Origin of the sequence: Streptomyces flavofungini (genome assembly GCF_014650815.1) — a bacterium.
Lineage (GTDB): Bacteria > Actinomycetota > Actinomycetes > Streptomycetales > Streptomycetaceae > Streptomyces > Streptomyces flavofungini.
The window spans coordinates 221,974-245,230 of record NZ_BMVR01000010.1; the positions used below are offsets into that span (position 1 = coordinate 221,974).

Genomic DNA, 23,257 nt, shown 5'->3' on the forward strand with positions numbered 1-23,257 from the left:
CAGAACCTCCATGCCACCGCTTCACATCGGCCTGCTCGGCGCGGGCGGCATCGCCCGCGCGCACCTGCCCGGCTGGCTGGAACTGGGCGCGCGGGTCAGCGTCCACACCCAGGACGGCTCCGCGGAGAAACTCGCCGCCGAGTACGCGGCACGCGGGCACGACATCACCGCCGTGCCCGCCCTCGACGACCTCCTCGCCCCATGCCGTGCCGTCGACATCTGCACCCCCACCCCCACCCACAAGGACCTCGCCCGCGCCGCGATCGCCGCCGGACGGCACGTCGTCTGCGAGAAGCCGCTCGCGCTGACCGTCGCGGACGCCGAGGACATCGCGGCCGCCGCCGACGCCGCGGGCGTGCGCCTGCACCCGGCGCACGTGGTCCGCTACTTCCCCGCCTACGCGGCCATGCGGGACGCCGTCGTCCGCGGCGAGCTCGGCCCGCTCGCGGTCCTGCGCTTCACCCGGGGCGGGGCGCGCCCGCAGTGGGCGCCGTGGTTCGCCGACCCCGCCCAGTCCGGCGGCGTGATCATGGACCTGATGGTGCACGACATCGACATCGCCCGCTGGGTCGCGGGCGACGTCGTGCGCGTGCACGCCCAGACCCGCGGCATCGAACACGCCACCGGCGCCCCGGCCGACGTCGTCACCGCCACCGCCGTCCTCACCCACGCCTCCGGCGCCGTCAGCCACGTCAGCGGCCTGTGGGGACTGCCCGACCAGCAGTTCCGTACGACGTTCCGGATCGCGGGCGCGGACGGGCTGCTGCGCCACGACTCCACCGCCGTGCCCGGCTTCCGCATCACCGCGCAGGGCGAGCGCGCCGCCAACGAGGGCATCCCCTCCAGCCCCATGACGGAGAGCCCCTACCTCACCGAACTCCGCGAGTTCGCCGCGTCCTGGGACGACCCGGCGGTCCGGCCGCGGGTGAGCGCCCGCGACGGCATCGAGGCGGTGCGGGTCGCGCGCGCGGCGGTGGAGTCGAGCCGCACGGGCCGCGCCGTCGAACTGACCCCAGCCCCCACAGCGGGCCACGCGGCCCCCGCACCGGCCGACCCGGCACAGCACGCCGGGCACGCCGGGCCCGCAGACAACGAGGAGTCCGCCCGATGAAGGTCGCCGTCCTGTCGTTCGCCCACGTCCACGCGGCGGCCTATCTGACCCTGCTGCGCGACCTGCCCGGAGTGGAGGTCATCGGCAGCGACCCGGACAGCGCGCTCAACGCGCTCGCCGCGCCCGGCGAGACCCGCGGCCGCGCGTTCGCCGAGGGGCACGGCGTCCCGTACGTGGACACGTACGAGGAGGCCTTCGCCTGGGGGCCGGACGCCGTGATCGTCTGCTCGGAGAACGCCCGGCACCGCCCGCTGGTCGAGCTGGCCGCCGCGCACCGGGTGGACGTCCTCTGCGAGAAGCCGCTCGCGACCACCGTCGCGGACGGCGAGGCGATGGTCGCCGCGTGCCGGGCGGCCGGTGTGCGGCTCGCGGTGGCCTTCCCGGTGCGGTTCAGCCCGGCGTACGCGGCCGTCAAGCGGGCCGTGGCCGCCGGTGACACCGGCCGTGTCCTGACCGTGTCCGGTGCCAACAACGGCCATATGCCGACCCGGACCCGCCGCTGGTTCGCCGACCCCGAACTCGCGGGCGGCGGCGCCCTGATGGACCACACCGTCCACATCGCCGACCTCCTCGACGACCTGTTCGCGGCCCGCGCGGTGGAGGTCTACGCCCAGACCAACAACCTCCTGTACGAGGGCGAGGTGACCGCCGAGACCAGCGGCCTGGTCACCGTGGTCTACGACAACGGCACCGTCGCCACCATCGACTGCAGCTGGTCCCACCCGCGCTCCCACCCCGCCTGGGGCGGCCTGGAGCTGACCCTCGTCGGCGAGCACGCCACGCTGGAGATGGACGCCTTCGACCAGAAGGTCCACGGCCACAGCGAACGCCACGGCCGCGCCCTGGAACTCTCCTTCGGCGTCGACCTGGACGCGGCGATGCTGCGCGCGTTCCTGTACGGCCCCGGCGCGGACGGCATGGAGGTCGCGGACGGTGCGGGCGGGCTCCGTACGCTGCGGATCGTGGCGGCGGGGTACGCGTCGGCGCGGACGGGGGTGCCGGTGGCCGTCGCCGGGTGAGGGGCCCGTGCGCTATCCGCAGGCGTGGCGGCGGGACTGGGCGGCGAACCTGTTCCGCTCCGGCTCGGTCAGCTCGCGGGGGCGGGTGGCGCACAGTTGGGCCGCGGTGCGCTCGGCGTCGGTGTTCCACAGGACCGCCCTGCCGTCGACGGCCGCCGAGGCGAGCCGGGTGCCGCCGGGGCTGAAGTCGAGGCTGCGCACCTGCCGGGAGTGGCCGGTGAGGGTGGCCAGTTGGCGGCGCGCGGGCAGGTCCCACAGGACGACGGCGGTGTCGGCGTTGGCCGCCGCCAGCCTGCGCCCGTCGGGGCTGAACGCCACGGCGAGGCCGGAGGAGTCGCCGGTGAAGGTGGCGCGGCGGGAGCCCCGGGCGGTGTCCCACAGGATGACCTTGCGGTCCAGCGCGGCGGTGGCCAGGGTGCGGCCGTCCGGGCTGAACGCGACCGCCCGCAGCGAACCGGTGTGCCGGGCCAGGGTGAGCCGACGGGTGCGTGTCGCCACGTCCCACAGAAGGGCCGTGCCGTCGTGCCCGGCCGAGGCGAGGGTCCTGCCGTCCGGGCTGAACGCCACCGCGTAGACACCCCACTTCGCCTCGGCGCCCAGCGGGTCGTGCGCCGGGGACCGGCCCTTGCGGGCGCCCTGCGGCAGCACGGCCAGACGGGTCCGGCGCGTGCTGTCCCACAGCATGACGGTGTCGTCGGCGCCCGCGGTGGCCACCGTGCGGCCGTCGGGGCTGAACGCGACGTCGAGGACGCGGTCGGTGTGTCCGGTGAGGCGGGCCAGCGGCTCGGCGGGGGCGGCCGCGCGCCAGAGGGTGAGGGTGTAGTCCTTCGCGCGGGGCGGGTGCACATCGGTGCCCGTGGTGGTGGCGACGGTGCGGCCGTCCGGGCTGAACGCCACCGAAGTGACCGGCCCGGTACGGCCGTTGAGCGTCGCCTTGCGCGTCCCGCGGCGCAGGTCCCACAGCACGGCGGTGCCGTCGTCGCTCGCCGTGGCCAGGGTGCGGCCGTCGGGGCTGAACACGGCCTTGTTGACCCGGTCGCGATGGCCGGACAGGGCGGTCCGCGACGGGTCCCACAGGGTGATGGCGCCGTTCTCGCCGCTCGACGCGAGCAGCGGCCGGGGGCCGGGGGCGAACGCCAGGCTGTAGACGTTCGTGCCGTGGCCGGTCAGCGTGGCCGTACGGGCGCGGCGCAGCGGGTCCCAGAGCACGACGGTGCGATCGAGCCCCGCCGTGGCGAGAGTCCTGCCGTCGGGGCTGAACGCGAGGGCACGGACGGCTCCGGTGTGGCCGGTGAGGGTGGCCGCGCGGGTGCCGCGGGCGGCGTGCCACAGGATCACCGAGTGGTCGCCGGAGGCCGTGGCCACGGTGCGGCCGTCCGGGCTGAAGGCGATGCCCTTCACCGCGTCCTTGTGCCCCGCAAGCACCGCGCGCCGCTTGGCGCTCGCCGGGTCCCAGAGCATCGCCCTGCGGTCCTCCCCGGCGGTGGCGACGGTGCGGCCGTCGGGGCTGAAGGCGACGGTGTTGACGCTGCCCGTGTGGCCTCGGAGGGTGCCGCGCTTGCGGATGGGGTGGGCTCGGGCCGGGCGGTCGTGGGCCGCGCGGTCCTGGCCCGGGCGGAACCGGGCCGTCTGGGGTTGGTCGGTGCGGTCTGAGCCGTCGGTGCGGTCCGGGCCGTCCCCCAGGTCCCACAGGGCCACCGTGCCGTCCACCCCCGCCGTCGCCAGCGTGCCCCCGTCCGGGCTGAAGGCCAGCGACTTCACCGGTCCGGCATGACCGCCCAGGACCGACAGGCGCTTGCGCGAAGCGGCGTCCCAGAGCAGCACCTTGCCGTCGTCGCCCCCGGTGGCCAGGACACCGCCGTCCGGGCTGAACGCCACCGTGCGCAACCAGGTGTGATGCCCTGTCAGGACGGCTTTGCGGGTACGCCGTTGGGGATCCCACAGGATGACGCGCCGGTCGCGGCTGACGGAGGCGAGGGTGCCGTCCGGGCTGAACGCCACCTCGGACACGGCGTCGTCGTGGCCGGTGAGCTCCCCCTGGTGGTACCGGAAGGTGGACATCGTCAGGAGCGCGCCCCGGGCCTCGGGCGTCGGTTCCGTACGGTACGCCTCGACGGCGAGCAGCCCCGCGACGGCCGGGCGGCTCGGCGCCAGGCTGACGGCCTGCGCGGCGAGCTGCCGGGAGGTGGCGTGCTGCCGGGCGCGCTCGGCGTCCTCGCGCTGGTCGACGGCGAGCACGCTGACACCGGTGACCAGGAGCAGCAGCACGGCGAGGCCGATCGCGGAATAGCGGACGTACCGGTTCCGGCGGGCGGCGGCACGGCGCTCGGCGTCGCGCGCCGCGAGCCCCGCGGCCAGGAACTCCCGCTCGGCGGCCGTGAAGTCGTCCTGCCCGCCCGGCCCGCAGAACCGCTCCTCGGCCGCGCTCAGCCGCGTGCCCCGGTACACGGCGCCGGCGTCCCGCTCCAACTCCTCCCAGAGCGCGGCGGCCTCGGTCAGACGGCGGTGCGCCACCAGGCGTTCCCGGTCGGCCTCGATCCAGGAGCGCAGCCGCGGCCACGCCGTGATCAGGGCCTCGTGCGCCAGGTCCACGGAGCCGGCGTCCAGCGTGATCAGCCGCGCCCTGGCCAGGCGGTCGATCACCGCGTCCGTGTCGGCGGGGTCGCCGTGCTCGATCTCGGCGCGGTCGACGGGACGCCGGGTGTCCTGGGCGCCCTCGCCCGGGGTGATCAGGCGCAGCAGGATGCGCCGGGCCAGCTCGGCCCGGTCCGGGGACAGGCCGGTGTGGACGCGCTCGGCGGTCTGGGCGATCGCGCCGTGCAGCCCGCCCGCGGCGAGGTGGGCGTCCAGGGTCAGGGTGCGGCCGCGACGGCGCCGCCAGGTCTCCAGGAGGACGTGGGAGAGCAGCGGCAGGCCGCCCGGTTCGTCGGCGGTCTCCTCGACGAGCCGGGCGGTGAGGGCCCGTTCGACGACGAGGCCCGCCGCGGTCGCGGGCCGGACGATCGCCGCGCGCAGTTCGGCCCGCGTCATCGGGCCGATGGGCAGGCTCGCCTCCCGTACGACCGCGGCGAGACCCGCGTGCTCCAGACAGCGGGAGTAGAAGTCGGCCCGCGCCCCGAGCACCACCCGCAGCCCGTCGTCGCCGTCGCGGGCGGTCAGCAGATCGATGAACGCGGCCCGCTCGCGCGGGTCCCGGCAGAGTGTGAACGCCTCCTCGAACTGGTCCACGACCACCCACGTCTCACCCGCCCCCGGGGCCGGGACGAACAGTTCCCCGTGCTCGTGCACCGGCCGCGCCCCGGGGGTGAGGATCCGGATCACGGCCGGACGCCCGTGCTCGCCGCCGCGCAGCCGGGGGATCAGACCGGCCCGCAGCAGCGACGACTTGCCGCTGCCCGAGGGGCCGAAGACGACGACGCGCCGGTGCTCCCGGACGAGGCGCATCAGCTCGTCGGTGAGCCGCTCGCGGCCGAAGAACCGTTCGCTGTCGCCGACCTCGAAGCGGGCGAGGCCCCGGTAGGGCGGATCGGCGGTGTCCTCGTCCTCGTCGGACGGCCGGGCGCTCTCCTCCCGGTGGGCGTCCCGCCGGGCCCGCTCCCACTCGGCGACGTCGCCGCCGCACGCCTGCACGTACGCGGCGAGCACGGCCGGGGACGGCAGCCGGCCGCCGGACGCCGCGGCGGCGAGCGCCGTCACCGAGAAGCCCGTACGCCGTGCCATCGTCCGGTACGTCGGCGTCCCCGCGCCCCGCCGCAGTTCGCGCAGCGCGCACGCGAACCGCTGCACCGGACCCGCCCCCGGATCGAGCGGCTTCTCCTGACGTCCCATGCGGCGCCCACCCCCATCGGCCCTGTGTGCGAGCCCACCCGACCACGGCGTCCCACGTCCCAAAAGCCGCTCCCCGGCCAATCCCCGACCTGCGGGGACGCGCCCGGTTTTGTCCACGGGCGCGGCAGCGGGCTGCTGGACAATCCGGCGTCGGCTGGACTCTCCCCGGGGGCCGGCGGTTCAGGGGATCCGCTCTACGGGGGGCCGATCCGCTGCCGCACCGGCCTCGGCGCGCAGCCGGGTGGCCGTCAAGGGCGACGGCCCCCGGTTGTGCGCGCCGGGTGCCGACCGGAAACCCGTCCCCGTCGGACCGGCTCTAACCCCCGAAGAGCTGGGTCCAGTACGTCCCCGCCTCGCCGCCGCCCGCGAAGCCCACGCCGAGGTGGGTGAAGGCGGGCTTGAGGATGTTGGCGCGGTGGCCGGGGCTGTTCATCCAGCCCTCGACGACCTCGGCGGCCGAGCGCTGGCCGCACGCGATGTTCTCGCCGACCGCGCGGTGCGCGCTGCCCGCGGCGGCGGCGCGGTGCCAGGGCTCGCTGCCGTCCGGGGCGGTGTGGGAGTAGAAGGCGCGGGCGATCATGTCGGCGCTGTGGGCCTGGGCGGCGGCGGTCAGGCGCGGGTCGGGGGCGAGGGGGCGCAGCCCGGCCGCCGCCCGGTGGGTGTTGGTGCGGGCCAGGACGTCGGCCGCCGTCCTCGCCAGGCCCTGCGGGGTGTACGGCTCGGCCCACAGCGCCGTCCAGAAGATGTCGCCGGAGCGTGCGTGCGGGACATGTGCCACCCCGACGTGGGAGTACGCCCGCTCCAGGACCGTCTGCCGGGAGCGGTCGTCGCCCAGGCAGTAGTCCAGGAAGTCGGCCGGGGTGCGCGGGCCCGACACCAGGTGCTCGCCCATCGCCAGGTACGCGTAGCCGCCCGAGGTCACGCGTTGGTGCAGCGAGACGCCGTCCGCGCCTTCGGAGCCGAGCCTGCCCCGCGCCGCCATCCCGGCGGCGTGCGCGCGGGCGGCCTCGGTGAGGCGCGGGTCGGACTGGACGGGCGGGACACCGGCGCGGGCGCGGGCGGCGTTGACGAGGGTGAGGAAGGGGTCGGACGGCGGGGGTGGTGGGGCGTGGGGCGCGGGGTGGCCGGGGCGGGGCGCCGTGTGGGCCGGGGGAGCCGTGTGGGTTGGGGGAGCCGTGTGGGTCGGGGGAGCCGGGGATACGGCGGGAGGGGGCGGCGGTGTGTCGTCGGCCACGTCCAGGCCGAAGTCCCGCGCCACGCCCGCAAGCCCGTCCGCGTACCCCTGACCGAGCGCCCGCAGCTTCCAGCCGGTGCCCCGGCGGTAGATCTCGGCGAGCAGCAGCACCGTCTCGTGGTGCGCGCGCGGCGGTGTGAAGCGGGCGACGGTCTCGCCGCGTGCGCCGCTGACCTGGAGGGCTATCGCGGGCAGCCGCCCGAGCGGGGTGCCGGGCTCGGCGGGGCTGACGACGACGGTGACCCGGCTCGCGCCGGGTCGCAGGCGGCGGGCGTCGACCGTGACCGTGTCGCCGTCGAGGCGGGCCCCGGACGCGGCGGGCTGGTTGTAGAAGACGAAGTCGGCGTCGCCCGCGACCTTGCCGCTGTCGCCCGTGATCAGCACCGACAGGTCGAAGGGGCCGGGCACGCGGAGCGTGAGGGTGCCGTCCGGCAGCGGCAGATTGCCGCCCGCCACGAGATCGTTCATGAGCGCCCCCTGCGCGTCCTGGTCATGAGCGCCCCCTGCGCGTCCTGGTCATGAGCGGCCCCTGCGTGTCCTGTCCATGAGCGCCCCCGCGCGTCCGTTCGGGCCGTCCGCCGCGGCCCCGTGACCACGTGCGGTGACTTGGAGAACGTGCAGGCCGGGCGGCCGGGTTCCCGGAATCCGACCTCGGGCCCACGAACGCTCCCGCGCGCTGCGGAGACGCGCCCGGCGCGACCGGGACCGGAGGCGGAGCGTGCCCGGGACCAGAGGCGGAGCGTGCCCGGGACCGGAGGCGGATTCGGCGCCGGAATCGCCGGTATTAGCGTGGACCTCGCGCACGGTGATCCCGGGCGCGACTGAGAAACATGATGCAACCGGACAAACAACCCCAAAGCTCAACAGGATCCGAGGTGCCCGCCCCATGCCCAGGCGTACGGAGCTGATCGAAGGACTCATGCAGCGGCACTCCCAGGTGCCGCGCGAGGCCGTGATCAAGGAGGACCTGCTGCGCGGCGGGATCGCCTTCGACCCGTCGGCGCTCAGCGACAGCGCCGACGAGGCCGCCGGCGACATCAAGCCGAAGTCGTACTTCATCTTCTCCTTCGACCACGGCACCCTGCCCGAGCTGGGCGAGGCCGCGCTGCGCCGCCCGCCGGAGGAGATCGTCCTCACCGGTGGCCCCTACGAGCTGCGCCGCACGGTGGTGTCGGTGCGGGTGAACCCGTCCTCGCCGTACCGCGTGGCCGCCGACGCGGACGGCCTGCTCGGCCTCTACCTGGACGGCCAGCGCATCTCCGACGTGGGCCTGCCCCCGATGCCGGACTACTACCGGCACAAGCTCGCGAACGGCAAGTCCGTCATGGAGGTCGCCCCGACCATCCAGTGGGGCTACCTCGTCTATCTGACCGTCTTCCGGGTGTGCCAGTACTTCGGCGCCAAGGAGGAGTGCCAGTACTGCGACATCAATCACAACTGGCGCCAGCACAAGGCCGCGGGCCGCCCCTACACCGGCGTCAAGCCCGTGGAGGAGGTCCTGGAGGCCCTGGAGATCATCGACAAGTACGACACCGCGAAGACCTCCACGGCGTACACCCTCACCGGCGGCGCGGTCACCTCGCAGATCGGCGGCAAGGACGAGGCCGACTTCTACGGCCAGTACGCGAAGGCCATCGAGGAGCGCTTCCCCGGCCGCTGGATCGGCAAGGTCGTCGCGCAGGCGCTGCCCAAGGCGGACGTGCAGCGCTTCCACGACTACGGCGTGCGGATCTACCACCCCAACTACGAGGTGTGGGACCCGTACCTGTTCGAGCGGTACTGCCCCGGCAAGGAGCGCTACGTCGGCCGCGACGAGTGGCACCGCCGCATCCTCGACTCCGCCGAGGTGTTCGGGCCGCGCAACGTCATCCCGAACTTCGTGGCGGGCGTCGAGATGGCCGAGCCCTTCGGGTTCAAGACGGTCGACGAGGCCATCGACTCCACCGTCGAGGGCCTGCGCTACTTCATGGCGCACGGCATCACGCCCCGGTTCACCACCTGGTGCCCGGAGCCGACGACACCGCTCGGCAAGGCCAACCCGCTGGGCGCGCCCCTGGAGTACCACGTGCGCCTGCTCCAGGAGTACCGCGCCACGATGGCGGAGTTCGGTCTGACCTCGCCGCCCGGCTACGGCCCCGCGGGACCGGGCAACGCCGTCTTCTCGGTGAGCAGCTTCATGGACAGCCTCCCGGCGTAGGGGCCGAGCCCGTCCGGCGCTGACGGACGGGGCCGGAGGCCGACCGGCCCGCACACAGTCCCACCCGCATCCCGAGACCCGGCCGGAGGCCCCATGCAGCAGCACGTCACCGTCATCACCGGCGGCACCCGCGGCATCGGCGCCGCGATCGCCCTGCGCCTGGCGCGGGACGGTCACGACGTCGCCGTCGGTTACCGCTCGGACGAGCAGGCCGCCGAGCGCACGGCGGCGGCCGTCCGCGCGACCGGTCGCCGCTGCGTGGCGGTCCGCCTGGACACGACGGACGAGAAGGACGTCGACCGGCTCTTCGAGACCGCCGCCACCGCACTCGGCACCGTCACCGGCCTGGTGAACAACGCGGGCGTCAGCGGCCCGAACGGCCCGCTCGCCGAGGCCGACGCCGAGGGCATGCGCCGCGCCGTCGACGTGAACGTCCTCGGCTATCTGCTCTGCGCCCGCCGCGCCGTACGGGACATGACCCGCACCGGCGGCGGCGCGATCGTGAACATCTCGTCCGGCGCGGCCACCCTCGGCAGCCCCGGCCAGTACGTCCACTACGCCGCCACCAAGGCCGCCACGGACACCATGACCGTCGGCCTCGCCAAGGAGGTCGCCGCGCTCGGCATCCGCGTCAACTGCGTGGCCCCGGGCGTCATCTGGACCGAGTTCCACGAGGACCCCGAGCGCCCGGCGAAGCTCGCCGCCAGCATCCCGATGGGCCGCTCGGGACGGCCCGAGGAGATCTCCGGCGCCGTGGCGTGGCTCCTGTCGGACGACGCCTCGTACACCACGGGCGCGGTCCTGCGCGTCGCCGGCGGAATGTGAGGCGACGTCCATGACCACGGGGACCGAACGGCTCACCGACGGCATCGTGCTGCGCCCGGCGTCCCTCGACGACGCCGAGGTGCTGGCCCGCGCCGTCCGCCGCAGCCGCGACCACCTCAGCCCCTGGGACCCGGAGCGCCCCGAGTCCTTCTACACCACCGAGGGCCAGGCGGAGCGGCTGCGCGCCCAGGCGGAGAAGAGCGCGGCGGGACTGGTGGCGCCGTGGCTGCTGTGGGACGAGGGCGCCGGAGAGGTCGCGGGCGCCGTCACGCTCTCGCACATCGCCCCCGCCCCGCTCCTCAGCGCCAACCTGGGCTACTGGATCGACGTCACGTACGCCGGGCGCGGCCTCGCCACCGCCGCCGCGACCGCCGTGTGCCGCGTCGCCGACGAGCGCCTCGGCCTGCACCGCGTGGAGGCGGGCACCCTCCTGGACAACACGGCCTCGCAGCGCGTCCTGGCCAAGTGCGGCTTCGAGGAGTACGGCCTGGCCCGCGCCTACCTCCACATCAACGGTGCCTGGCGCGACCACCGCCTCTTCCAGCGGATCCTCAACGACCGCACTCCTTAAGGGGATTTGGCATTTGAGGGTATTGGTACGTACCAACCTCAGGTGCCACACTGCCCCCAGGGTGCAGGCCCGATGGGGAGGGGTCACGGCCCGGTGGGGAGGGGTCATGTCCGTCGGCGTGTCGGAGACGGTTGAGCCGGGTTGGGCCGAGTTCGGGCGGCAGCTTCGCTGCCACCGCCGACGGGCCGGGCTGACCCAGGTGCAGCTCGGCAGGAGGGTGGGGTACCACCACACCTTCATCAGCAGGCTCGAAGGGGGGCTGCGGGAGCCGCCCTTCGGCCTGGTGTGCCGGCTCGACGTCGTCCTGGAGACCGGCGGCCGGCTCGCGGCGATCCTCGCCACACCGCGCCAGGCCCCCCGGGCACCCGGCCAAAACCTCACGGCCCCCACCCTGTTCTCCCCGATCCCCGGAGCGGACTCGCCCGGCGACGAGGCGCCCCCGGTCTTCCCCTCGTGGCCCGCCCGGCTGCCGGCCGAGGGGCTGCCCTGCCCGCTGCACGGCACGGTGGGGTGCGCCGTGCCCGACCAGAGCGAGGCGGCGGTCCTCCTCAAGGGGGCGACCGGGCCCTTCGGCGGCGCGGGCGAGGCGGCCGGTGCGGAGTCCGACCTGCTGCATGGCCTCACCGCCGTGCTCGCCTGTCTGATCCGGGAGGCGTTCGGCCGGCCGACGGACGCGTGCGCGGCGACCGTGGAACGACTCCTGCGCGGTGTGGTGCGCTGGGCCGAGGCGGTCGACTCCACCGGCCGCCTGCCGTACGGGCAGTTACGGCTCGCCGCGCAGTACGCCCAGGTCGCCGGGCGGCTGCGGATGGAGCGGGGGCAGAGCGGCGTCGCCATGGCCTGGTTCGGGCAGGGCCTGCGGTGGGCGGACGCCGCCCAGGACGCGTCGGCCCGGGCGACCCTGCTGAGCGACGTGTGCACCCTGGTCCGGCTCGACGGCGACGCCGCCTCGACGCTCGTGTACGCGGAGGCCATCGGCGCGGTCGACGCCAAGCGGCGCTGGATGGCGCTGCTCGGGGACCTCTATCAGGCGCGGGCGTACGCGCTCCGCCAAGACGCCGCCGAGTGCAGGCGCCACATCACGACGGCCCGGCGCAGGTTCGCGCGCCTGGACGACCGGGACCGCCTTGAGGCGCCCTGGCTCGCCGGTGCCGAGGGCGTGCTGCGCCTGGAGTCCGCGATCGGCGGCGCGCTGCGCGACCTCTCGGCGGTGACCGGTGACCGGGCCGCGGCCCGGCGTGCGATCGAGGCCACCGCGCAGTCGTGCGTGCTCCTGCCGCCCCTGATGCGCACCACCCGCGTGCTGCTCACCCTGCGGCTCGCGGACAGCTGGGCGTGCGCCGGTGACCCGGTCGCGGCGGTCGCCCTGGCGCAGCCTGTCCTCGCCGAGGCGATGCGCTCGCGTGAACTGATGATCGCCGCCGAGCTGCGCGGACTGCGGAGCCGGCTCGCCGGGCGCTGGGGCGACCTGCCGGAGGTCCAGGAGCGCCGGGAGCGGCTCAGGGACGCGCCCCGGTGAGCCGGGGCCGGTCCGTGCGGCCGGACTTGCCAGATCTTGCCAGGACGTGCCGGGCGGCCGGGATTCATTGACCGCGACCCGGCGGGGTGTGAGGGTTCCGCCAGCCCTATTTGTGTCATGTCACGGTCAGTTAAAGGGCGGGAGCGGTACCGGGCACCGGAGTTCACCGCGTCCGGATCCCGTCGGCTGAACAGGGCTTCCACACCTCTCACAAGGAGCCGAGATGCCCAGAAAGACCGCAGCGGCCGGGATAACCCTGGCCCTGGTACTCGGGGGGGTGGTGGCGCCGGCGACCTTAGCCTCGGCCACGGCGCGCACCTCGCCCCCGGAGGGCAAGCCGGACCCCCTCGCGAAGGCCGTCGCCGCCGCCGACCAGGCGGCGCAGAGCGGCCTGGACGCACTCGCCAAGGGGCCCGAGGAACAGTACGACCGGCAGCAGGTCACGCGCTTCGGCAAGGGCCTGTACTCCGTCGCCTACGAACGCACCTACCGGGGACTGCCGGTGGTGGGCGGCGACGCCGTGGTCCTCGCCGACGGAAAGGGCAGGGTGCGGTCCGTCCACGCCGCCACCGACGCGCGGATCTCGGTCACCACCAAGGCGCAGGTGAAGGCCGCCCAGGCGGTCAGGACCAGCCGGGCCAGACTGGCGTCGGTCAAGAAGGTCGACTCCAGACGCCTGGTCGTCCGGGTCACCGACGACACCCCCACGCTGGCCTGGGAGACCGTGCTGACCGGCAGGACCCAGGCGGGCGATCCCAGCAAGCTGCACGTCTTCGTGAACGCCCGCACCGGCAAGGTCGTCGACACCTACGACGACGTGCGCGCGGGCACCGGACGCAGCAAGTGGAACGGCCCCAGTCCGCTGACCATCGACACGTCCCGCTCGGGCACCAACTACGTGCTGCGCGACACCACCCGCCCCGGCCTGCAGTGTTCGGACTACAGCGGCGGAGTGTTCACCAAGGCCACCGACGACTGGGGCACCGGCGACCCCAGGAGCAAGGAGACCGGCTGCGTCGACGTGATGTTCGCGGCGCAGAAGCAGTGGAACATGTTCAAGGAGTGGTTCGGCCGCAACGGCCACGACGGCAACGGCCGGAGCTGGCCGGTGCGCGTAGGTCTCAACGAGCTCAACGCCTACTGGGACGGCTCCACCGTCACCATCGGCCACAACTCGGCCAACGAGTGGATCGCGGGGATGGACGTGGTCGCCCACGAGTTCGGCCACGGCCTGGACTCCAACACTCCGGGCGGGGCGAACAACGAGCGGGGCCTCGGCGAGGCGACCGGCGACATCATGGGCGCGCTGACCGAGGCGTACGCCAACCAGTCCGCTCCGTACGACACCCCCGACTTCACCGTCGGCGAAGTGATCAACCTCCAGGGCCGCGGCCCGATCCGCAACATGTACGACCCGAGCCGGATCAACAACGACCCCAACTGCTACAACTCGTCGATCCCCAACACCGAGGAGCACAAGGCCGCCGGCCCGATGAACCACTGGTTCTATCTGCTCGCCGAGGGCTCCAACCCCGGCGGCGGCAAGCCCACCAGCCCCACCTGCAACCAGAAGACCGTGACCGGCGTGGGCATCCAGAACGCCGGCAAGATCTTCTACGGCGGCATGCTGCTCAAGACCAGCGGCATGACGTACAAGCGCTACCGCACCGCCACCCTGACCTCGGCGAAGAACCTGGACGCGAGCTGCGGCCTGTTCGAGACCACCAAGGCGGCCTGGGACGCCATCAGCATCCCCGCCCAGAGCGGTGACCCCACCTGCACCGGGCAGCAGAACGACTTCTCCCTCGGACTCAACCCGTCCGCGGGCAAGGTCGACCCGGGCGCCACGGCCAACGCCACGGTCAACACGACGACCGTCACCGGCAGCGCCCAGCAGATCACGCTGACCGCGACCGGCGCCCCGACGGGTGTCGACGTCTCGTTCAGCCCCGGGACCGTCACCTCCGGCTCCGACGCCACCATGAAGGTCACCACCTCGCAGTCCACCGCGGCCGGCACCTACCCGATCACCGTCACCGGCACCGCGGGCGCCAAGACGCACACCGCCCAGTACACGCTGACGGTCGGAGGCGGCGGCAATCCGACGCAGCCGCCGGACATCGACGTGGCCAAGGTGCGCGAGCACCTGACCCAGTTCAACACCATCGCCTCGCAGAACGGCGGCAACCGCCGGTCCACCGGACCCGGCTACCGGGCCTCGCTCGCCTACGTCAAGGGCAAGCTCCAGGCCGCCGGTTACACCGTCACCGAGCAGAGTTGCGCCTCCGGCTGCTCCGCGGGCGCGGGCAACAACCTGATCGCCGAGTGGCCGCACGGCGACGCGAACAACGTCTACATGTTCGGCGCGCACCTCGACGGCGTGGCCGCGGGACCCGGCATCAACGACAACGGCTCCGGCTCCGGCACCATCCTGGAGGCGGCCCTCGCCCTGGCGCAGAACAACCCGACCATGAAGAACCGGGTCCGCTTCGCCTGGTGGACCGACGAGGAGCAGGGCCTGAACGGCTCGGACTACTACGCCGGGACCCTCTCCGCCGCCGAGCGCGCCAAGATCAAGGCGTACTACAACTTCGACATGGTCGGCTCGACCAACGCCGGCTACTTCATCAACAACGTGAACTCCGCCGCCTCGGCACCGATGCGGGAGTTCTGGACGTCGCTCAACCTCGCCCCGCAGGAGAACGTCGAGGGCCAGGGCCGCTCCGACGACTACTCCTTCCAGCGGGTCGGCATCGCCACCTCCGGCTACGCCACCGGCGCCTCGGCCACGAAGTCCGCCGCGGAGGCCGCGAAGTGGGGCGGCACCGCGGGCCGCGCCTACGACTCCTGCTACCACTCCGCCTGCGACACCACCGGCAACATCAACGCCACCGCCCTGGACCGCAGCGCGGACGGTGTCGCGTACACGATCTGGAAGACGGCGGTGGGTGACACGCCCACCCCGGTGGACGACTTCTCGATCTCCGCCAACCCGTCCTCGGGCACCATCGAGCCCGGCTCGTCCGCCAAGGTCACCGTCGCCACCGCCACCACGGCCGGTGAGCCGCAGAAGGTGGCCCTTTCGGCCGCGGGCGCCCCGGCCGGCGTCAGCGTGTCCCTCAGCCCGGAGTCCGTGACCTCCGGCGAGTCCGCGACCGCCTCGGTCGAGGTCGCCGCGGGCACGGCCCAGGGCACCTACACCCTGACCTTCACGGGTGCGGGGAAGACCAGCCACGCCACCACCTACACCCTCACCGTGCCCGGCGACGGCGGTGGCGAGACCACCTGGAAGCTGGGGGAGACCTACGCGGCCGGTGACGTGGTGACGTACGAAGGCGTCCGGTACCGCTGCATCCAGGGGCACACCGCCTACCCGGGCTGGGAGCCCCCGAACGTCCCCGCCCTGTGGGAGGCCATCTGAGCATCCTGGGCCGACAGGGGTCCTGACAGTGTGAAGGGGCGGTCCACCCGGTGGGCCGCCCCTTTCATCCGGTGCCGTACCGTCCGGCCGCCCCGGTCAGACGATGTCCTCGGCGATCTCCGCCTGTTCCTTGTCGGTGCCGTACGCGGACGGCGTGCTGTAGGAGCGCCGCGCCACGAACCACCACACGGTGGCGAGGATCAGGACGACGGCGAGGGCGATCGACGCGTAGTTCATCGACTCGACGTTCACCGGCGACGCCTGCGGCAGGCAGAACAGGACGGTCACGAAGCCGACCCAGACCACCGCGATCCAGCCGACCGGCTTGCTCCACCTGCCGAGGTTCCACGGCCCCGGCTGGAAGCGGTCGCCCGCCCGCAGCCGAAGGAGGACCGGGATCGCGTACGCGGGCGTGATGCCGATGACGTTGATGGCCGTGACCGCGCCGTACGCCGTCTTGGAGTACAGCGACGGCAGCGCGATGACGGCGGCGAGCCCCACCGAGAGCCACACGGCGGGCACCGGCGTCTGCGTCTTGGGGCTGACCTTGCGCCAGAGCTTCGAGCCGGGCAGGGCGTTGTCACGGCTGAACGCGAACACCATGCGGCTCGCCGCCGCCGTCTCGGCGTTGCCGCAGAAGAGCTGCGCCACGATCACGATGAGCATCAGGGCGGTGGCGCCGGACGTGCCGAGCCCGTCGATGAAGATCTGCGCCGGGGGCACGCCGGTCGCGCTCTCCTGGGTGCCGACGTAGTCCTGGATCGCGAAGGTGAGCCCCGCGAGCAGGACGAAACCGGCGATCCAGGAGACCCAGATCGCGCGCACGATGCCGCGGGCCGCCGTCACCGAGGCGTTGGAGGTCTCCTCCGACAGGTGCGCCGACGCGTCGTACCCGGAGAACGTGTACTGCGCGAGCAGCAGGCCGATCATGGCGACGTACATCGGGCTGGACCAGCCCGTGTCGTTGACGAACTCGCCGAAGACGAACGACGGCGACTGGTGCTGGTCCGGGACGATCGCGAGGACGCCGACGATCACCGCGACACCGCCCAGGTGCCACCACACGGAGATGGAGTTGAAGAGGCTGACCAGCCGCACGTTGAAGAGGTTCAGGAGCGCGTGCAGCAGCAGGATGCACAGGAAGATGACGAACGTCGAACCGGCCGTCGGGGTGAAGTCCGTGTGCATGCTCAGGAGCGCGCCGCTGAACAGGGCCGCGCCGTAGTCGATGCCGGCGATCGCGCCGAGCAGGCCGAGCAGGTTCAGCCACCCCGTGTACCAGCCCCAGCGGCGCCCGCCGAGCCGGTCCGCCATGTAGTAGAGGGCACCCGACGTCGGGTAGGCGCTGGTCACCTCCGCGAGCGCGAGACCGACGAACAGCACCATCAGACCGACGCCCGCCCAGCCCCACATCATCACCGCAGGGCCGCCGGTGCCGAGGCCGAACCCGTACAGCGTCATGCAGCCGGACAGGATGGATATGACGGAGAAGCTGATGGCGAAGTTGCCGAACCCGCCCATGCGGCGGGCCAGTACGGGCTGATAGCCGAGCTCTCTGAGCCGTTGTTCCTCGTCCGGGAGCGCTGGCGCCGGAACGGAGCTCGACACGGTCGTGCGGGACACTGGTGAACCTCCGGGGGAAGAGCGGGGGTGCGGGGGTGCGGGGGGAGTGGGGTCTGCGAAGCGCGGGGGGACAGCGCGGGGGATCGGCGCCGGGAGTCGGCGCCGGGGATCAGCGCGGGGGTAAGCCGGGCGTGCTCGGGCCCGTGCCGCGCGCCGTGTGGTAACAGCGCGCGCGGGCCTGCACGAAGGCCTCGGCGGCCGCGTCGGCGTCACCGGGGGCGTGCGTGCGGTACGTCCACGGCACGACCGTGTAGAAGGGGTCGAGCGCCTCGAACACCCGCACCGCGTCGTGGAACTGGTGGGCTCCCCACAGCGCGTGCGCCAGGTGGTTGAGGTCGAGCAGCGACGTCGACTCCGGCCGCGCGTGGTCGAACCAGAGCTGCAGCGCCCTGAGCGCGCTGCGCGTCGCGTCCTCCCCGACCCAGTGCAGGTCCAGGGCACGCTCGTTGCCGCCCTCGCGGCGGTAGCGCTCCACGCGCGCGTACAGCGGCAGGACGTGCAGCGCCGAGCCCGCGGGGGCCGCGGCGGACGCCCAGTGCACGTAGTTCACCGCCTCCGTCAGCGGCGCTCCGGGCCTGCGGTGGTACGCGAACTGTGGTACGCGAACTGGAGCATCCGGTGGTACGCCTCGCGGTTGCCGGGGTCGCGCTTGTCGGCCTCGGCGAGGATGTGCCAGGGGCCGGGGAACAGCATCGGCTCCGGCGCGGCCACCCGGTGCTCGTCCCACCGCTGGCCCTCGTCGAGTTGGGCGAGGGCGAGCAGGCAGATCCACGGGACGGGGTCCTCCGGCGTGGTCTGCGAGGCGACGCGGCAGGCTTCGTTGGCCTCCCGCCACAGCTCGTTGGTGTGGCGGTGCCCCGCGCGGTGCGCGCGCAGGGCGCGCTCCACCGTGACGCGGGTGTGCAGGATCGTCGCGGCGACGCTGCGCGGCTCCTCGGCGAGCCAGGCGCGCACCACGTCGGAACCGGCGACGGCCGCGGCCAGGATCTGCGTGCGTTGCGTCCACAGCCCCCAGTCGGGGGTCTCGGTGAGCAGGTTGCGCGTCGAAACCCAGCGGCCGGCCTTGAGGTCCTGGAGCACGGCACGCAGGGGAGCGTCGTGACCGGCCGGGTGATACACCGGGCGGGCTAACGGCATCGGCATGGGTCCTCTGGGCTCTGGCTGAGCGGGTGGGGGGGTGTCCGCGACGGGTGTAGGGGTGTCCGGGGTCTTGAAGAAGGCTGCGTACGAGGAGGTGTGGAGGGAGGCGTACTAGGGGGTGCGACAGGGGGCGTGACAGCGGGGGCGGTAGGGGGTGTACGGGTTGGTGAAGTGGTGTGCGAGTTACGGATGGTGTTCGGCGGTCAGTGTAGAGCGGAGTCTTCCGATTACCGGCCGGTCCCCGGATCTTTCTTGACCAAGTTGTGTCAACACGGCGCGCCGGTGTGAACGTTGCGTTCTCTGTTGCTCAACAACAGCCCTGATTGCGGCATTTGACGCACGTGCGGACCCTTGACGGCCCCGCGCCCGCTGTAGCAGGCTGCCGCGGTGATCATCAGTGACCGCGACCCCCGCGCCACCGCCCGCGAACCCCGCCACGGAGAGCGGCGATGACCGGCCCGGTGCTCGCCGTCGACCAGGGCACCTCCGGCACCAAGGCGCTCGTGGTCTGCCCCGAACGGGGCGTGCTCGGCTCCGGCACCGCCCCCGTGCGCCCCCGCCATCTGCCCGGCGGCCGCGTCGAGGTCACGCCGGACGAGCTGCTCGGCTCCGTGCTCGACGCGGGCCGCGCGGCCCTGGCGCAGGCGGGCGAGCCGGTCGCCGCCGTGGGCCTCGCCAACCAGGGCGAGACGGTGCTCGCCTGGGACCCGGAGTCCGGTGAGCCGCTGACCGACGCCCTGGTGTGGCAGGACCGGCGCGCCGAACCGCTGTGCGCGGAACTCGCCGCGCACGCGGACGAGTTGAAGGCGCTCACCGGCCTGCCGCTCGACCCCTACTTCGCCGCCCCCAAGATGGCGTGGATACGCCGCCACCTCACCCGGCGCGGCGTGGTCACCACCAGCGACGCCTGGCTCGTGCACCGCCTCACCGGCGCCTTCGTCACCGACGCGGCCACCGCGGGCCGCACCCAGCTCCTCGACCTGGACTCCGTCACCTGGTCCGCACGCGCCCTCGGCCTCTTCGGACTCGGCGACGAACGGCTGCCGCGCGTCGTCGACGCCGCCGAGACGATCGGCACCACCAAGGCGTTCGGCGACGAGATCCCGCTGACCGGGCTCCTCGTCGACCAGCAGGCGGCCCTCCTCGCCCAGGACGTCACCGAGCCCGGCAGCGCCAAGTGCACCTACGGCACCGGCGCGTTCCTGCTCGCCCAGACCGGCACCCGGCCCCGCCGGGGCGACTCCGGGCTCGTCGCGTGCGTCGCCTGGCGCCTGGCGGGCGCCAGCAGCTACTGCCTCGACGGGCAGGTCTACACCGCCGCGTCCGCCGTCCGCTGGCTCACCGACCTCGGCGTCATCGGCGGCGCCCAGGACCTCGACCCGATCGGCTCGGCCGTCGCCGACACCGGCGGCGTCACCTTCGTGCCCGCCCTCGCCGGGCTCGCGGCACCCTGGTGGCGCGGCGACCTGCGCGGCTCCCTGACCGGCCTCGGCCTGGACACCACGGCCGGGCACCTGGTGCGCGCGCTGTGCGAGGGCATCACGGCCCAGGTCGCCGAACTCGCCGACGCGGTGGCCGCCGACCTCGGCGAGCCGCTGCGCGGCCTGCGCGTCGACGGCGGCCTGACCCGCTCGGCGCTGCTCATGCAGACCCAGGCCGACCTGCTCCAACTGCCCGTGGAGGTCTCGGCGCTCCCCGACGTCACCGCCCTCGGCGTGGGCGCGGTCGCCCGCCTCGGCCTCGACCCGGCCCTCACCCTGCGCGACGTCGTGCCCGACTGGCGCCCGGCCGCCGTCTACGAACCGAGGATCGGCGCGGACGAGGCGGCCGCGCGTCGCGAGGCGTTCCGCGCGCAGGTGGCGGTCCTCACGGAACGCACGCCGTCGTGAGCGGAGCCGGGACGCCGGGGACCGGAGCCGGGGCGCCCGGGACCGGCGGACCCGGCCGGGTCACCCGTACCGGAGCCCTGCCGCCCGCGCCCACCGCGCCGCGGTCGGGGCCGACGCCGACATCGGCGTCCGCGCACGAGCCGTACGACGTCACCGTCATCGGCGCCGGTGTCGTCGGCACCGCCATCGCCCGCGAACTGGCCCGCCACCGGTTGCGCATCGCCGTGGTGGAGGCGGCGGACGACGTGGGCGAGGGCACCTCCAAGGCCAACACGGCCATCCTGCACACCGGCTTCGACGCGGTGCCCGGCTCCCTGGAGGCCCGGCTCGTCCGCGAGGGGCAGCGCCGTCTCGCCGCGTACGCCGCCGAGTGCGGCATCCCCGTGGAGCGGGTCGGCGCGCTCCTGGTCGCCTGGGACGAGGAGCAGCTCGCCGCGCTGCCCGCCCTCCGGTCGAAGGCCGGGCGCAACGGCTACGACAGGACGGTCCTCCTGGACGCCGCCGAGCTGCGCGCCCGCGAACCGCACCTGGGCCCCGGCGCGCTCGGCGCCCTCGAAGTGCCGGACGAGAGCATCATCTGCCCCTGGACGACCCCCCTCGCGTACGCCACCCAGGCCGTGCGCTCCGGCGTGGACCTGCACCTCAACTGCCGCCTGACGGACGCCGGTCCGGCCGCGCCCGGCGCCGGGCCGCGGACGCTCACCACGAGCCGCGGCGAGCTGCGCACCCGCTACCTCGTCAACGCCGCGGGCCTGCACGCCGACACCGTCGACCGGATGCTCGGCCACGACACGTTCACGGTCACCCCGCGCCGCGGCCAGCTCATCGTCTTCGACAAGCTCGCCCGCGGCCTCGTCGACCACATCCTGCTGCCGGTGCCGACCGCGCTCGGCAAGGGCGTCCTGGTCGCCCCCACGGTGTACGGCAACGTGCTCCTCGGGCCCACGGCGGAGGACCTGGACGACAAGCGGGCCACCGGCACCACCGCCGACGGCCTCGCCTGCCTGCGCGCGCGGGGCGCGCGCATCCTGCCCGCGCTCCTGGACGAGGACGTCACCGCCGCCTATGCGGGTCTGCGCGCGGCCACCGAGGACGACGACTACCGGATCGCCCCCTGGCCCGACCAGCGCTACGTCACCGTCGGCGGCATCCGCTCCACCGGCCTGACCGCGTCCATGGCCATCGCCGCGCACGTCACCGGCCTGCTCGCCGACTGCGGCCTCGACCTGGGCGAGCCGGGGGACCTCGCGCCCGTCACCATGCCCCACCTCGGCGAGCGCTTCCCGCGCCCCTACCAGCGGGCCGACCTGATCGCGGCGGACCCCGCGTACGGCACCCTCGTCTGTCACTGCGAGCGGGTCACGCGCGGCGAGATCCGCGACGCCCTCACCAGCACCGTGCCACCCGTCTCCGTCGACGGCCTGCGCCGCCGCACCCGGGCCCGCGGCGGCCGCTGCCAGGGCTTCTCCTGCGGTGCCGCCGTCCGCGCACTCCTCGAAGGACACGACCGCCTGGAGACGCGATGAGGCCCGAGCGCACCGTGGACGTGCTGATCGTCGGCGCCGGACCCGCCGGGCTCGCGGCCGCCGCCGGACTCGCGGCGGCGGGCGTGGGCCGGGTCGAGGTCCTGGAGCGCGAGGAGCGGGCGGGCGGGGTGCCGCGCCACTGCCACCACGGCGGCTTCGGCGCCCGTACCTTCGCCGGTCTGACGGGTCCCGGCACGAGCGGGCCGCGGTACGCGCGGGCCCGCGTCGACGCGGCCCTGCGCGCGGGCGCGAGCGTCCGCACCGGCGTCACCGCCACCGGCTGGGCGGGACCGCTCACCCTCGACACGACCTCGCCCCGCGGCCTGGAACGCCTCACCGCGCGGGCCGTCGTCCTCGCCACCGGCGCCCGTGAACGCCCCCGCGCCGCACGCCTGGTGCCCGGCAGCCGCGCCGCGGGCGTCTACACCACCGGTGAACTCCAGCAGGCCGTCCACCTGTACGGACAGCACATCGGGACCCGGGCCGTCGTCGTGGGCGCCGAGCCCGTCGCGTACGCGGCGCTCGACACGCTGCGCCGCGCGGGCGTCGAGGTGGCCGCCCAGGTGACGGCGGAGAGCCGCCACCGCGCCACGCCCTGGCGCGCCGCCGAGTCCCGCCTCCGGTACGGCGTTCCGCTTCTCACCGGCGCGGCGGTCACCGAACTCGTCGGCAGGGGGCGGGTTTCCGCCGTGGGCGTGCGGCACCGCACCGGGCTCCTGGCCCAACTGTCGTGCGACACCGTCGTTTTCACCGGTGACTTCGTTCCCGACCACGAACTGGCGCGCCGGGGCGGGGTGTCGCTCGCGCCCGGGACGCGGGGACCGGCGATCGACGCGGACTTCCGTACGGATATCCCCGGCGTCTTCGCGGTCGGGAATGTGGCGCACGCCGTCGAGCCCGCCGGGGCGGTCGCCGCGGAGGGATGGCGCGCCGCGGTGTCGGTGCGCCGATATCTCTTGTCCGGGCGGTGGCCGTCCGTGGTGCGCGGGGTGTGAGGACCCTCGGCGTCCTGTCGGTCGAATCGCCGTGCCGGATCTGAAGAATCGTTATTCGGCAACGCGATGGAAAAGGTTGTTTCTTCAAGTGCGTTGCTGACTCGAATTGCGCGATCGACTTTCGTCGCCGATACGTAAATGGGCGCGGGATTGATCGAACTGTGCGGCGTGGGGCACACGGGGCGTCGGGTTGCGGGGCGCATGTCCAAGATCCGCAACAAACTTGCGTAACTTCCCAACATATCCCAGGTCAAAGCGGGCGTGGAACCGCGTCTTTGCGCCATCAGGACATGCCGTTGGCAAAAGCGAGCAAAGGGAGTGCGTCAAAGAGTAACGCGCGGTCATAGTGGGGAATGTCT

The 23,257-nt window shown here is 73.9% G+C and carries 12 protein-coding genes and 2 pseudogenes; 10 read left to right on the plus strand and 4 right to left on the minus strand.

Annotated features, from left to right (window positions below):
• Nucleotides 1-10 precede the first annotated feature (10 nt).
• Nucleotides 11-1,111: a Gfo/Idh/MocA family protein gene (locus IE274_RS26180; RefSeq protein ID WP_229909813.1), complete on the plus strand. Its 1,101-nt coding sequence runs from the start codon at nt 11-13 to the stop codon at nt 1,109-1,111.
• On the plus strand, nt 1,108-2,130 hold the full coding sequence (locus tag IE274_RS26185) for a Gfo/Idh/MocA family protein (RefSeq protein WP_190118340.1): 1,023 nt from the start codon (nt 1,108-1,110) through the stop codon (nt 2,128-2,130). Before IE274_RS26180 ends, IE274_RS26185 begins: the two co-directional genes overlap by 4 nt.
• 12 nt (nt 2,131-2,142) lie before the next feature.
• Here IE274_RS26185 and IE274_RS26190 read toward each other — a convergent pair whose 3' ends face one another.
• Nucleotides 2,143-5,958, minus strand: a complete 3,816-nt coding sequence (locus IE274_RS26190; RefSeq protein ID WP_229909814.1) for an nSTAND1 domain-containing NTPase — start codon at nt 5,956-5,958, stop codon at nt 2,143-2,145.
• A 316-nt stretch (nt 5,959-6,274) separates the two neighbouring features.
• The gene (locus tag IE274_RS26195) at nt 6,275-7,660 is read right to left on the minus strand and encodes a CAP domain-containing protein (protein ID WP_190118341.1); all 1,386 of its coding nucleotides are present in this window, start codon (nt 7,658-7,660) and stop codon (nt 6,275-6,277) included.
• Between the two features lie 418 nt (nt 7,661-8,078).
• Here IE274_RS26195 and IE274_RS26200 point away from each other — a divergent pair, with 418 nt between their 5' ends.
• The 5 genes from IE274_RS26200 (at nt 8,079) to IE274_RS26220 (ending at nt 15,725) form a co-directional block, all read left to right on the plus strand.
• On the plus strand, nt 8,079-9,389 hold the full coding sequence (locus IE274_RS26200) for a radical SAM protein (RefSeq protein ID WP_190118342.1): 1,311 nt from the start codon (nt 8,079-8,081) through the stop codon (nt 9,387-9,389).
• Between the two features lie 93 nt (nt 9,390-9,482).
• Entirely contained in the window at nt 9,483-10,214 is a 732-nt protein-coding gene (locus IE274_RS26205; RefSeq protein ID WP_190118343.1) for an SDR family NAD(P)-dependent oxidoreductase, read from the plus strand.
• A 10-nt stretch (nt 10,215-10,224) separates the two neighbouring features.
• Nucleotides 10,225-10,785: a GNAT family N-acetyltransferase gene (locus IE274_RS26210; protein WP_190118344.1), complete on the plus strand. Its 561-nt coding sequence runs from the start codon at nt 10,225-10,227 to the stop codon at nt 10,783-10,785.
• Between the two features lie 106 nt (nt 10,786-10,891).
• A complete protein-coding gene (locus IE274_RS26215) occupies nt 10,892-12,304 on the plus strand; it encodes a helix-turn-helix domain-containing protein (RefSeq protein WP_190118345.1) in 1,413 nt (470 codons plus the stop codon).
• 223 nt (nt 12,305-12,527) lie between these two features.
• The gene (locus IE274_RS26220; protein ID WP_190118346.1) at nt 12,528-15,725 is read left to right on the plus strand and encodes a M20/M25/M40 family metallo-hydrolase; all 3,198 of its coding nucleotides are present in this window, start codon (nt 12,528-12,530) and stop codon (nt 15,723-15,725) included.
• A 96-nt stretch (nt 15,726-15,821) separates the two neighbouring features.
• Here the strand turns inward: IE274_RS26220 and IE274_RS26225 are convergent, their stop codons facing one another.
• The gene (locus IE274_RS26225; protein WP_190118347.1) at nt 15,822-17,348 is read right to left on the minus strand and encodes an amino acid permease; all 1,527 of its coding nucleotides are present in this window, start codon (nt 17,346-17,348) and stop codon (nt 15,822-15,824) included.
• Between the two features lie 109 nt (nt 17,349-17,457).
• Nucleotides 17,458-18,491 (minus strand): annotated as a pseudogene (locus IE274_RS26230) (hypothetical protein).
• A 446-nt stretch (nt 18,492-18,937) separates the two neighbouring features.
• Between IE274_RS26230 and IE274_RS26235 the strand changes: the two are divergent.
• The 3 genes and pseudogenes from IE274_RS26235 to IE274_RS26245 form a co-directional block, all read left to right on the plus strand.
• Nucleotides 18,938-20,377 carry an FGGY family carbohydrate kinase gene (locus IE274_RS26235; protein WP_190118348.1) on the plus strand — a complete coding sequence of 480 codons (1,440 nt, stop codon included), beginning with the start codon at nt 18,938-18,940 and terminating at the stop codon, nt 20,375-20,377.
• Between the two features lie 77 nt (nt 20,378-20,454).
• Nucleotides 20,455-21,903, plus strand: a complete 1,449-nt coding sequence (locus tag IE274_RS26240) for an FAD-dependent oxidoreductase (protein WP_190118423.1) — start codon at nt 20,455-20,457, stop codon at nt 21,901-21,903.
• A pseudogene (locus IE274_RS26245) lies at nt 21,900-22,877 on the plus strand (NAD(P)/FAD-dependent oxidoreductase); the annotation flags it as partial. The gene IE274_RS26240 and the pseudogene IE274_RS26245, both read left to right, overlap by 4 nt.
• Between the last annotated feature and the right edge of the window lie 380 nt (nt 22,878-23,257).